This window comes from Streptomyces alkaliphilus, assembly GCF_014141535.1.
GTDB lineage: Bacteria > Actinomycetota > Actinomycetes > Streptomycetales > Streptomycetaceae > Streptomyces > Streptomyces alkaliphilus.
Map to the genome: position 1 here is coordinate 1 of NZ_VKHT01000069.1, position 10,829 is coordinate 10,829.

At 72.9% G+C, this 10,829-nt stretch carries 11 protein-coding genes and 1 pseudogene; 5 read left to right on the forward strand and 7 right to left on the reverse strand.

Annotated elements, in window-relative coordinates:
• Nucleotides 1-19: 19 nt before the first annotated feature.
• Entirely contained in the window at nucleotides 20-1,804 is a 1,785-nt protein-coding gene (locus FNQ90_RS04350; protein WP_182605047.1) for a BCCT family transporter, read from the reverse strand.
• Nucleotides 1,805-2,034: 230 nt separating this feature from the next.
• On the opposite strand from FNQ90_RS04350, the gene FNQ90_RS04355 reads away from it, so the two are divergent.
• Entirely contained in the window at nucleotides 2,035-3,183 is a 1,149-nt protein-coding gene (locus FNQ90_RS04355; protein WP_182605048.1) for a glycerate kinase, read from the forward strand.
• Between the two features lie 231 nt (nucleotides 3,184-3,414).
• Here the strand turns inward: FNQ90_RS04355 and FNQ90_RS04360 are convergent, their stop codons facing one another.
• Both FNQ90_RS04360 and FNQ90_RS04365 read right to left on the reverse strand, forming a co-directional pair.
• Nucleotides 3,415-4,041 carry a hypothetical protein gene (locus FNQ90_RS04360; RefSeq protein ID WP_228470846.1) on the reverse strand — a complete coding sequence of 209 codons (627 nt, stop codon included), beginning with the start codon at nucleotides 4,039-4,041 and terminating at the stop codon, nucleotides 3,415-3,417.
• The gene (locus FNQ90_RS04365; protein WP_182605049.1) at nucleotides 4,041-5,270 is read right to left on the reverse strand and encodes an ROK family glucokinase; all 1,230 of its coding nucleotides are present in this window, start codon (nucleotides 5,268-5,270) and stop codon (nucleotides 4,041-4,043) included. The genes FNQ90_RS04360 and FNQ90_RS04365 overlap by 1 nt, the downstream gene beginning before the upstream one ends.
• A 118-nt stretch (nucleotides 5,271-5,388) precedes the next feature.
• Here FNQ90_RS04365 and FNQ90_RS04370 point away from each other — a divergent pair.
• From FNQ90_RS04370 to FNQ90_RS04380, 3 genes and pseudogenes are all read left to right on the forward strand, one after another.
• Nucleotides 5,389-5,739: pseudogene (locus tag FNQ90_RS04370) on the forward strand (DinB family protein); the annotation flags it as partial.
• Between the two features lie 202 nt (nucleotides 5,740-5,941).
• Nucleotides 5,942-6,217: a hypothetical protein gene (locus FNQ90_RS04375; protein WP_323379771.1), complete on the forward strand. Its 276-nt coding sequence runs from the start codon at nucleotides 5,942-5,944 to the stop codon at nucleotides 6,215-6,217.
• A gap of 527 nt (nucleotides 6,218-6,744) precedes the next feature.
• The gene (locus tag FNQ90_RS04380; protein WP_182605052.1) at nucleotides 6,745-7,680 is read left to right on the forward strand and encodes an LLM class flavin-dependent oxidoreductase; all 936 of its coding nucleotides are present in this window, start codon (nucleotides 6,745-6,747) and stop codon (nucleotides 7,678-7,680) included.
• A gap of 36 nt (nucleotides 7,681-7,716) precedes the next feature.
• Here FNQ90_RS04380 and FNQ90_RS04385 read toward each other — a convergent pair whose 3' ends face one another.
• Both FNQ90_RS04385 and FNQ90_RS04390 read right to left on the reverse strand, forming a co-directional pair.
• Nucleotides 7,717-8,223, reverse strand: coding sequence for a GNAT family N-acetyltransferase (locus FNQ90_RS04385; RefSeq protein ID WP_182605053.1), 507 nt, complete (start codon nucleotides 8,221-8,223; stop codon nucleotides 7,717-7,719).
• 79 nt (nucleotides 8,224-8,302) lie between these two features.
• The gene (locus tag FNQ90_RS04390; RefSeq protein WP_228470847.1) at nucleotides 8,303-8,920 is read right to left on the reverse strand and encodes a maleylpyruvate isomerase N-terminal domain-containing protein; all 618 of its coding nucleotides are present in this window, start codon (nucleotides 8,918-8,920) and stop codon (nucleotides 8,303-8,305) included.
• A gap of 178 nt (nucleotides 8,921-9,098) precedes the next feature.
• Between FNQ90_RS04390 and FNQ90_RS04395 the strand changes: the two genes are divergently transcribed.
• Nucleotides 9,099-9,647, forward strand: coding sequence for a GNAT family N-acetyltransferase (locus FNQ90_RS04395; protein WP_182605054.1), 549 nt, complete (start codon nucleotides 9,099-9,101; stop codon nucleotides 9,645-9,647).
• Nucleotides 9,648-9,684: 37 nt separating this feature from the next.
• Here the strand turns inward: FNQ90_RS04395 and FNQ90_RS04400 are convergent, their stop codons facing one another.
• Together FNQ90_RS04400 and FNQ90_RS04405 are read right to left on the reverse strand one after the other, a co-directional pair.
• Nucleotides 9,685-10,083, reverse strand: coding sequence for an ASCH domain-containing protein (locus FNQ90_RS04400; RefSeq protein WP_182605055.1), 399 nt, complete (start codon nucleotides 10,081-10,083; stop codon nucleotides 9,685-9,687).
• 98 nt (nucleotides 10,084-10,181) lie between these two features.
• Nucleotides 10,182-10,691: a tetratricopeptide repeat protein gene (locus FNQ90_RS04405; protein ID WP_182605056.1), complete on the reverse strand. Its 510-nt coding sequence runs from the start codon at nucleotides 10,689-10,691 to the stop codon at nucleotides 10,182-10,184.
• Nucleotides 10,692-10,829 lie beyond the last annotated feature (138 nt).

Consider the following 10,829-nt stretch of genomic DNA (forward strand, 5'->3'; position numbering starts at 1 on the left):
GGGGATGCGGGGGTCGCCCTCAGGGCCTGTCGTCGGGGTCGGCCGACGGCTCGCCGGCACCGGGCGGGGTGGTGGGACCCCCGGTGCCCCGGCCGGCACGGCCGCGACCGCCGCGCCTGGAACCGGCGACCCTGCGCAGGCGTCGGTCACGCGGCTGCCGCTCCTCATCCATGGCCTCGCCGATCATCGTTCGAACCGCGTCGCGCATGCCGTGCATGGGGTGGTGACGGGAGGGGCCGGCCCCGGGGTCGGCGCGCAGTTCCCTCACCAGGGCCCAGCACATCGCGAGCATCACCAGCACGAAGGGCAACGCGACCAGGATGGTGGCCGAGCGCAGGGCGGTCAGGCCTCCCGCCACGAGCAGGACGGCGGCGACCGCCGCCATCAGCACACCCCAGGTGACCACCAGCCAGCGACGGGGGTTCAGGGTGCCGCCGCTGGTGAGGGAGCCCATGACCAGGGAGGCGGAGTCGGCGCTGGTGACGAAGTAGGTCATCACCAGGATCATCGCGACGACCGAGGTGACGGCGCCGAGGGGAAGGGCGTTGAGCAGTCCGAACATCGCGGCCTCCTCGCCACCGGCCGCGACCTCGCCGGTGAGGTCGGCGGCACCGATGGAGTCGATGCGCAGGGCACTGCCGCCCATCACGGAGAACCAGATGATGGAGGCACCGCTGGGGATCAGGAGGACGCCGATCAGGAACTCGCGCACGGTGCGGCCCCGGGAGATACGGGCGATGAAGGTGCCGACGAAGGGCGCCCAGGACAGCCACCAGGCCCAGTAGAAGATGGTCCAGGCGCCCAGCCACTCCTGATCCCCGTAGGCCCCGGTCCGGGTGGCCAGGGCCAGGAAGTCCTGGAGGTAGGCGCCCACGGAGGGAGGGATGCTGTTGAGGACGTAGACGGTGGGGCCGATCAGGAAGATGAAGACCATCAGGCCGATCGCGAGCACGATGTTCATGCTGCTGAGCCATTTGATGCCGCGGTGCAGTCCGGAGAAGGCGGAGACCACGAAGGCGCTGCCCAGGGCGGCGATGATGATCAGTTGCAGGCCGCGGCCGTCCTCGACGCCCATGGTGATGTTCAGCCCGCGGGCGACCTGGAGGGCGCCCAGGCCGAGGCTGGTGGCGGTGCCGAAGACGGTGGCGAAGACGGCGAGCAGGTCGATCAGCCGACCGGGCCAGCCGATGGCGCGCTTCTCGCCGATCAACGGGACGAAGACGGAACTGAGGCGGTTGCCGCGTCCCTTGCGGAAGGTCACGTAGGCCAGGCCGAGGCCGGCGACTGCGTAGATGGCCCAGGGGTGGAGCGTCCAGTGGAAGAAGGAGTACTCGATGGCCGTGCGGGCGGCGTCGGTGGTCTCCGGCTCCACACCGCTGAAGGGGGGCGGGGAGGCGTAATGCATGAGCGGTTCGCCGACACCGAAGAACATCAGTCCGATGCCCATGCCGGCGCTGAACATCATGGCGATCCAGGCCAGGTTGGTGAACTCCGGCTCGGAGTCGTCGCGCCCCAGCCGGATCCGACCGAAACGGCTGAGCGCCAGGACCACGGCGACGATCAGGAAGATGTCGGCGGCGATGACGAAGAGCCAGGAGAAGTTGGCCAGCACCCATTCCAGGGAGGTGTCGGCGACCGCCGAGAAGGAGTCGGTGGCGAGGGCCGCCCACAGCACGACGGCGAGGACGACACCGGCGCCGATCGCGATGATCTTCCCGTCCGGGACGGGCGGGGCTCCGGGCACGGCTCCCGCGTCCACCGGTTCGGCCGGGGGCTCGTCGGGTGTTCGGGTCTCCGTTTGCATGGACCGACTATGCCCGTTATTCACTCTTTTGTCCCGTCTCCTGTCGCGTGCGCTGTGACCGGTACCGCCGATGGCGCCGTGGTGGGGTCGGGGCCGGCCGGATAAGGTCACCTGCGACACCACGATTCGAAGCACCACAACGGCCCTCGGCACCGAGGTACCTCGGCGGCTCCTGCCCGACGTTCGACGAGGTACACGGCGTCATCGGGGCCGCGGAGAGGCGGAGCGCAATGGCCGGCACGGAGCGGATCGAACGGATCCTGATCGCCGCCGACAAGTTCAAGGGCTCCCTGACCGCCGAGCAGGTCGCCGAACGCGTCCGGGCCGGACTGCTGGCCGAACGCCCCGACCTGATGGTCGAGTCCCTCCCGATCGCCGACGGCGGCGACGGCACCGTGGAGGCCGCCCTGGCCGCCGGCTTCACCGCCCACCGCGAGCGGGTGACCGGTCCCCTGGGTGCCCCGGTCACCGCCCGCTTCGCCGTGCGCGGGGACACCGCCGTGATCGAGATGGCCGAGGCGTCCGGTCTCCGTCTGCTCCCGAACCGCACCTTCGCCCCGCTCACCGCGGGCACCCGGGGCACCGGGGAACTGATCGTCGCCGCTCTCGACGAGGGCGCCCGCACGATCGTCCTGGGCGTCGGCGGCTCGGCCACGACCGACGGTGGCGCGGGCATGTTGCAGGCGCTCGGCGCCCGCCTGCTGGACTCCGGCGGCAAGCAGCTGCCGCCCGGCGGGGCCGCGCTGCGGGACCTGGCCCGGGTGGACCTCTCGGGCCTGGACACCCGTCTGCGCGCCTCCCGGATCGTCCTGGCCGGTGACGTGGACAACCCTCTGACCGGCCCCACCGGCGCCGCCGCCGTCTACGGTCCGCAGAAGGGCGCCGGTCCCGCCGACGTCGCCGCGCTGGACGCCGCCCTGGGCGTGTGGGCGCGGCTGCTCGAGGAGGCCGCCGGCGCCCGGGCGACCGGGGCCTCCGGGGCGCCGGGCGCCGGCGCGGCCGGCGGCATGGGCTTCGGGGCCCTGGCCGGGCTCGGTGCCGTCTTCCGGCCCGGGGTCGAGGTGATGATGGAGGTGCTCGGCTTCCACTCCGCCCTGGCCCGCGCCGAACTGGTGATCACCGGTGAGGGTTCACTGGACGAGCAGACCCTGCACGGCAAGGCACCCGCCGGTGTGGCGGCGGCGGCGGGAAAGGTCGGCACGCCGGTATTGGCGGTCTGTGGGCGGCTGGCCATCGATCCGGCGACGTTGCGGGAGGCGGGCATCGGCGCCGCGTACGCGCTCACCGACCTGGAGTCGGACCCCGAGGTGTGCATGGCGCAGGCCGGACCGCTGCTGGAGCGCGCCGCCCGTCGCCTCGCCGTCGATCACCTGGGCTGAGCACCCACGGCCACGGAGCCGGAGGGAACGGGCGGGCCGGCCGGGAGACCGGGTCGGACTTCGGCCGGCACCCGGAACGGAGCCTGCGGGCGGCGGACCGGTTGGCGGCCTCGGCCCCCGAGGGGACGGTTCGGGTACGGACGGACGGCCGCGAGGTGCTCGACATCGCGCGGGAGGTGCTGCGCGCCGCCGGATGGTGACCGACGGCGCGTCCCGGGGCACGGCCGGGGGTCAGGGTTCGGTGGTGGAGACCACGTACACCCGGGGCCGCTCCGGCTTGGTGACGTCCACCGTGATCGCCACCTCGGGTTCGGCGGGCGACTGCTGCACGGTCACCCCCGCCCAGGACCGCGAGGGGTCGGCGAGGTCCCACCCGATCACGTCGGCGTGCTCACGGGGGATGGTGACCGTGCCGTCGCTGAGGCCGGCCCGACTGGTGCCCAGGTCCTCCAGGAAGACGCCCAACTGTTCGGGTGAGGTGCGGAACTGCACGTAGAGGGTGCTGCGCTCCCAGCTGTTGGTCTCGTAGTGACCCACGTAGGTGGAACCGTCCGGTATCGGCACGTCGTAGATGCGGCGCTGCACCCGGCTGGGCCACTCGTAGACCAGGGCCCTGGCGGAGGCCGCGCGCTGCTTGTCCTGGCCGCTGTCCCGGCTCTGCGCCCCCGACAGGACGAGGTAGCCGGCCGGGATGGCGATCAGGAGCACCACCACGATCGCCACCACCCACCGCCGACGCGGTATGTGCGGGGGGTGCGGCGGCACGTAGGCGGGGACGCGCTGCTCGCGGGAGGCGGTGGCCCCGCTCAGACCCCCGGTGGGCCCCTCGCCCATGGGTCCGCCCATCGGTCCGCTCATCACCGCTCCTCCCCCACCGGGCCGGCGCCGGTGCGCCGGTCGGTCCCCGGTGCCGGTTCCTCCCGTCGGCCGACCCCGCCGGGGCGGGACTCCCCGCCGACCGACGCGGGCGCGGGGGTGATCCAGCCGGCACGGTGCACGCGCTCGGCGCGGCGGCGGTTGGCCCGCACGAAGCGCCGGGCCACCAGGCGGGCCATGTCGGCGGCACCGACCATGCCGGCGTCGACACCCAGCTCGGCCCGCACGATCCGGGCCTCGGGACGGTAACCGCGCCCGGTCAACTGCCGGCGGTAAGCCTCTCGCGCCGGGCGGACCAGCAGGTCGTCGGCCTCGCTGACCCCGCCGCCGATCACGAAGCAGGAGGGGTCCAGGGCCGCGGCCAGGTTGGCCAGGCCAACCCCGAGCCACCGCCCCATCTCCTCCAGCAGTTCCACGCACATCGGGTCGCCCTCGCGGGCCAGGGTGGTGATCATCGGACCGGTGATGTCCCCGATGTGGCCCTCGACGACCTCCAGGATGCGCTGCGCGACGGGCGAGTCCGCGGCGGCCAGCTCACGGGCCTCCCGTACCAGGGCGTTGCCGGAGCTGTACTGCTCCCAACAGCCCCGGTTGCCGCAGGGGCAGCGGTGGCCGCCGGGGACGACCTGCATGTGGCCGAACTCCCCCGCCACCCCGTACCGCCCGCGCTTGACCCGACCGTCCTCCAGGATGGCCCCGCCGATACCGGTGCCCAGGGTGATCATCACCAGGTGGTCCTCGCCGCGCCCGGCACCGAAGCGCCACTCGCCCCAGGCGGCGGCGTTGGCGTCGTTGTCCACCAGGACGGGCACCACCAGGCGGGCCGCGAGGGCCTCGCGCAGCGGCTCGTTGCGCCAGGCCAGGTGCGGGGCGAACAGGACACGGGAACGGTCGGCGTCCACCCACCCCGCGGCGCCGATGCCCACGGCGTGCACGTCGTGGCGGTCGGACAGGTCGAGCACCAGCTCGGTGATGACGTCCTCGACGACCTTGGGACTCTTGGACTTGTCGGGGGTCTCGGTGCGCAGGCGCTCGACGATGGCGCCGTCGGGGTCCACGACCCCGGCCATGACCTTGGTGCCGCCGATGTCGATGCCGACGGTGGGGACCCGGGGCGCGGACAGGTGGGAGCGGCGTTCCCGGCCGGCGATGGTGCGCAGCACCGCCGCCCGCGCGGTCCCGCGCGGCACCCGATCCCGATACGTACTCATCGGGATCGATTCTGCCCTACGCCCCGGGGTCGACGTCGCGCCACGACGGTCCGGCCGCGCTCCGGTCACGGCATCGTGACCCGCCGGGGTCCGGGAGCGGCCGGCGGTTGGGGCCGGTCCCGATCCGGTGCCGGTGCCGACCATCGCCTGGCTGGGGTGGCACATCGGGTGGTGGTGGGGCGTGACCGTCGATCATCCGCGGGGGCGCCCGCCCCGGGCGCGCGAGGAGATCACCTGGCCGGGTGACGAGGGGGCGGTGGAGTGGCTGCGCGGGCTGTGCGCGCGGTGGTCGGCGGTCCTGGACGACCTGGAGGGGACCGATCTCGACGTCGAGGCCCCCTTCCCGTGGCCGGAGGGCTCGGGGTTCACCGTCCTCGACACGGTGGCGTGGGTGAACGCCGAATTGATGAAGAACGTGGCGGAGATCGGACAGCTGCGCCTGCTGCGCGCCGCCTCCGGGCGGGAGTGAGGACGACCGGGAGGTGCCGCCGCGTGCGGCGGTCGGAAAAGCGTTCGCAAGTGACCGGTGCGGCTTCTACGCTGCCTTCAGGCCTCCCGCGTCCCCGGCCAAGACCACGTACGTGTGTCTCCCCTGCCGTCGTTCGTGGAAGCGGGGATGGGAGGCCTCCCGAAATCCGGAGTGGCGGAAATGCCCGCACTGTGCGGATGTGATGATCCACGCGGGGGCGGCCCTCGCCGTTCCCCGGCGCTCGGACACCGAGGGGTGGCGGGTGTTGACGGTGCTCCTGAACGCCGGGATCCACTTCCACAAGAGCTGCTGCGGAGGCCCCGGATACCGTCCGCGCACGATGCGCGAGGTGCGCGAACGGCTCGCGTACGCCCGGACGAGCGGTGAACCGGTGGCCCGGGCCCTGGTCAGGACCGAACTCCCCCGGGCCCGGCCCCACCGGTCGCCCCGGCGGGGCCGGGCCCCACACGGAAGGTGATCCGTCAACCACCCGGGTGGGGTGGGCGCATGGGGATCGAGACGCGCCGGCCGGACGAGCGGAAGCACCGGGCCCGGCATTCCCGCCTGTGCCCGCGCCGGCGCCCGGGGCCCGTCTCGATCACCACCTGTTGGCGGACAGCGGGATGTCGGAGGCCGACCACGAGATCCTCACCGTCCTGTTCGAGCGTTCCGACGAGCGGATGAGCTCCCCGGCGCCGCGCTGTCGCCCGCCGCGGGAGAAGAGATCGGCTCTCCCACCAGCTGCGGCGTATGGAGGAGCGGGGGCCGGGCGGCCGGGAGGCGAACCCCTCCGACGCGCGGAGCGCGGTCATCCGCCCGACCCCGGAGGGGCGGGCGGCGATCGAGGGCGCCGCGCCTTCCGTGATCCGCCCCCGGTGGGTGTCCACCCCGTCGACTCCGGGTACCCGGAGTCGACGGGGTGACGTGCCATCGATACCGCTCTTGGTTGAAACGTCACCTTTTCGTCTTACGGTTGATCAATCAACCATCGATGCGGAGACCGTCATGCCCGACTACGGACACGACCTGCGGTTCGGCTCCTTCCTCACCCCGCGGAACGACGCCCCCGACGCCGTGGTGGAACTCGCCCGACTGAGCGAGGACGTGGGGTTGGACCTGGTGACCTTCCAGGACCACCCCTACCAACCCGGCTTCCTCGACACCTGGACCCTGTTGTCCTGGGTCGCCGCCCGCACCGAACGCGTCGAACTCTCCGGCAACGTCCTCAACCTCCCGCTGCGCAACCCCGCCGTCCTGGCCCGCTCGGTGGCGAGCCTCGACCTGCTCTCCGGGGGACGGGTGAACCTCGGCCTCGGGGCGGGCGCCTTCTGGGACGCCATCGAGGCCATGGGCGGCCGACGCCTGTCCCCCGGCGAGAGCGTCACCGGGCTGGAGGAGGCCATCGACATCATCCGCGGCGTATGGGACACCGACGAGCGCCGCGCCCTTCGGGTGCGGGGCACCGTGCACCGCGTCGAGGGCGCCAAGCGCGGCCCCGCCCCCGCCCACGAGGTGCCCGTGTGGCTCGGCGCCTACAAGCCCCGCATGCTGCGCCTGGTCGCCCGCAAGGCCGACGGCTGGCTGCCCAGCCTCGGCTTCCTCTCCTCCCCCGGGCTGCGCGAGGGCAACGCGATCATCGACGAGGAAGCCACGAGGCACGATCGCGACCCCCGCGAGATCCGCCGGCTGCTCAACCTGCCCGGTGACTTCGGCGACCCCGGCGAGCGTGTCGACACCCTGCTGGAGCGACTGCTGCCCCTGGCGCTGGAGGACGGCGTGTCCACCTTCGTCCTCGGCTCCGACGACCCGAACGCCCTGGCGTTCTTCGGCCGGGAGGTCGCCCCCGCCCTGCGGGAGGCCGTGGCCACCGAACGGCGGGCCGCCCACGACCCGAAGAACGTCTTCCGGGGCAACTTCACCATCACCCCCGCCGGCGACTGACGCCGGAACGGACCGGCCGGGCGGGGCGCCCCACCATCACCCCCGGGATCGGCCCCGGGGCGGGACGGGAATCGCCATGCGGGGGAGGACGCGGCCGGGTATGGAGCCGGAGGGGGACCCGCCGACCCGCGCCGCGCCCATGGCCCGGTAGAAGGGCTCGGCGTACGGGTCGGCGTCGAAGGCCACCCGTTCGAACCCGAGGGCCCCGGCGTCGAGAAGGAGACGGGTGAACAGGGCCCGGCCGAGACCCCGGCCCATGGCGGCGGGCTCGACGAAGAACAGGCCGAGTTCGGCGTCCCCCGGCGGCTCCCCCTCAAGGGTGGAGAAGCCGAGCGGGCGGCCGTCCCGTTCGGCGACGATCGTTCGGCGCGGCTCGACCTCCGCCGGGCGAAGGGTCAACTCCTCACGACAGGCGGCGAGGAACTCCTCGTCGTAACCCCAGTGCGCCTTGGAGCGCAGGGCGAGGGCGGTGAGCGCCGGCGCGTCACCGGGCCTGCCCGGGCGCAGGGTCGGTCCCGCCGCCCCGTTCCCTCCGTCTCCCATCACGTTCACTCCTTTTCCTGGCACCGACCGCGACTTTCCCGGGCCCCGGCCGCGACCCGCGGGCCCCGGCCGGTGTCGATCACCGCGTGCCGGGGGCCGACCCGTCCCACTCGGCCAGGGGCGCGCAGTGCCAGCGCCACTTCTCCTGTCGGGGTCGCCCGGGCAGGTCGATCCGGCCGTTGGCCCACAGCAGTCCCTCCACCGGGTCGGGTATCGACTCGTGCCAGGGAAACAGCCGCGCCGTCACCGCACGGGCGAGGTCGGGGGAGATGGTGAAGTCCCCGCCGCCGTCCCCGGCGAGGCCGAGGGCGGCATCGTGGGTGTGCACGAGGATCTCGTCGCAGGCCATGGCGGCGAACCCGGAGGGGTCGGCGGTCCCGTGGGGATGGAAGCCGCGCGACTCCGGCCCGGAGGCGTCGATGATCGCCGCGCACACCCGGCCGGCCGCCCCGAGGCTCGCCACCAGGGCGGCCGGGGCCGCGTCGGCGCGCACGGAGTTGTCGAAGGCGATCTCGTCCCCCGGGCCGCCGGCGAGGTCGAGCGCGTACCACAGCAGGACATCGGTGACGTGCCGGATCACCGAGGCCACGGTGAAGTCCAGACCGGGGACGGACAGCTCCGCCCACGGTTGTTCGGTGTGCCGACCCAGGAAGGTCTCCGCGTCCTCCAACGCCCCGCGAACATCGTCTCCACGCATGACCGGGACACTACCGGGAGGGTCCGACAGGCGGCTCCCCGTCTTCCCCGCCGGGTTCGGGGCACGCCGAGGGCCCCGGTGCGCCCCGGACGCGGGGCCGGTTCGCCCGTGGCCGGTTTCCCGCCCCCCGAACTCTCTCCCCGGGACCGGTTCCGTGAAGGAGCGATAGGTTGCCGGCATGGACGAACCGGGATCCGTCACCTGGCCGCCCGTCCCGATCGGGACCGAGCGACTCGTGCTCCGCGAGTCCGAGGCCCGGGACCGCGCGGCGTTCGTCGAGCTGTTCTCCTCACCGGAGGTGGGCACCCACATCGGCGGTGCCCGGCCACGTGACGAACTCGAACGCGCGATGCCCGAGGTGCCCGGACGACGCCTCGGCCTTTTCGTGGTCGAACTCGACGGGGCGATGGTCGGGATGACCACGCTCGATCGACGCGACGCGGACCATCCGCGTCGCGTTCGGCCGGAGGGCGGGGAAGCCGAACTCGGTTACCCGTTCCTGCCGAAGGCATGGGGACACGGGTACGCGGCGGAGGCGTGCGCGGCGGCACTCGACTGGTTCACCGGCGCGTGCCCCGGCGAGCCGGTGGTGCTCTGCACCCGAACGGCCAACGAGCCCGCGATGCGCCTGGCGGCGAAGCCGGGGTTCGCCGAGGTGGAGCGGTTCGAGGAGTACGGGGCCGAGCAGTGGTTCGGCGTCCGGTTCCCGGTCGTGCCCTCGAACTGAGCCGGGGCCCCACCGGGGGCGGGACGGGGTCCGGCTCTCACTCCGCTCCGACCACCCGAAAGGAGAGACTGACCACCTCGGTTCCGTCCTCCACCGGGGTGCCCTCGCGGGCCCAGAAGCGGCGGTGTCCCTCGCGCCACTCCTCCAGGGAGGCGTCCCCCTCCCCCTCGGCCCGGGCGTGCTCCCATGGGACCCCGGCGAAGGAGGTGACCTCCACCCCGGTGATCTCCACGACGGCGATCGCCCCGCCCTCGTCGTCCAACAGCGCCATGCGCTCCCCGACGTGTTCGAGTTCCTCGCCCTCCTCGGCGTATTCGGCGAGCAGGCCGGTGGTGGCGACCTTGCGCCCGGCGAGTACGAGCGCGTTCAACTCCTCGCGCAGCGCACCGGGTGTTCCCAGTTCCAGGGCCCGCAGACCGTTCACCCGTGGCCACATGTCGCTCTCCTCGTCGCTCGGTGGCTCGACCGCCCTCGCGCATGATCACACGTCATCGGCCCCGTGCCGGAGAGGCCCGGTGCCATCGGGACCACGCGTCAGGAGGACGTCCCACCGGAGCCCGTCATCTCCTCCGCGTAGGCGTTCACCGAATGGGTGTAACGCGGGAGGTGAGGAGCGAGGGTCCTGAGGGAGAGGGACACCGCCTCCCGTTCACGGCCCACGTCGGCCAGGGCGAGGACGAGGAAGGCGGCCACGGAGTCGTCGAGATGATCCGAGACCCGCTCCCGTTCGGTGGTCAGCAGATCCACGGCTTCCCGTGCCTGTCCCTGCGCCCGCAGGGAGCTCGCCAGTTGGACCACGGCACGCCGCCGGCGCTCTCCTGTCAGTCCGATCCCCAGAGCCCGTCGGTACAGACCGATGGCCTCCTCACCCCGGCCGGTGGAGTCGCACGCCGATGCCCGTTCGAAGAGCCCGACTGCGTCGTCCTCCGGGAGCTCGGCCACCAACTCGTTCATCAAAACGCGGAATTCGGCTTCTTCGTGGTCGTCGAAGGCATCCCACAGAGCGGAGACACGCTGTTCCCATTCGGGCATGATGGTGGTCATCCGGGCAGTCTCCCGGGGACTTTCCCTCCTCGCAGCGGATTTTCGGAGTGGGGGCGCGGAGGGGTGCGTATTCTCGTTCCCGGGGAGGGGATCGCCTCGACGGCGCCGAACCTCAAGCCGGTGGGAGGGCGGGAGAAT

Coding starts and splice junctions, on each gene's coding strand:
- FNQ90_RS04355 (WP_182605048.1), top strand. CDS start 2,035: ATGGCCGGCACGGAGCGGATCGAACGGATCCTGATCGCCGCCGACAAG.
- FNQ90_RS04400 (WP_182605055.1), bottom strand. CDS start 10,083: ATGTGGCCACGGGTGAACGGTCTGCGGGCCCTGGAACTGGGAACACCC.
- FNQ90_RS04365 (WP_182605049.1), bottom strand. CDS start 5,270: ATGAGTACGTATCGGGATCGGGTGCCGCGCGGGACCGCGCGGGCGGCG.
- FNQ90_RS04360 (WP_228470846.1), bottom strand. CDS start 4,041: ATGAGCGGACCGATGGGCGGACCCATGGGCGAGGGGCCCACCGGGGGT.
- FNQ90_RS04395 (WP_182605054.1), top strand. CDS start 9,099: ATGGACGAACCGGGATCCGTCACCTGGCCGCCCGTCCCGATCGGGACC.
- FNQ90_RS04390 (WP_228470847.1), bottom strand. CDS start 8,920: ATGCGTGGAGACGATGTTCGCGGGGCGTTGGAGGACGCGGAGACCTTC.
- FNQ90_RS04405 (WP_182605056.1), bottom strand. CDS start 10,691: ATGACCACCATCATGCCCGAATGGGAACAGCGTGTCTCCGCTCTGTGG.
- FNQ90_RS04375 (WP_323379771.1), top strand. CDS start 5,942: ATGATCCACGCGGGGGCGGCCCTCGCCGTTCCCCGGCGCTCGGACACC.
- FNQ90_RS04385 (WP_182605053.1), bottom strand. CDS start 8,223: ATGGGAGACGGAGGGAACGGGGCGGCGGGACCGACCCTGCGCCCGGGC.
- FNQ90_RS04350 (WP_182605047.1), bottom strand. CDS start 1,804: ATGCAAACGGAGACCCGAACACCCGACGAGCCCCCGGCCGAACCGGTG.
- FNQ90_RS04380 (WP_182605052.1), top strand. CDS start 6,745: ATGCCCGACTACGGACACGACCTGCGGTTCGGCTCCTTCCTCACCCCG.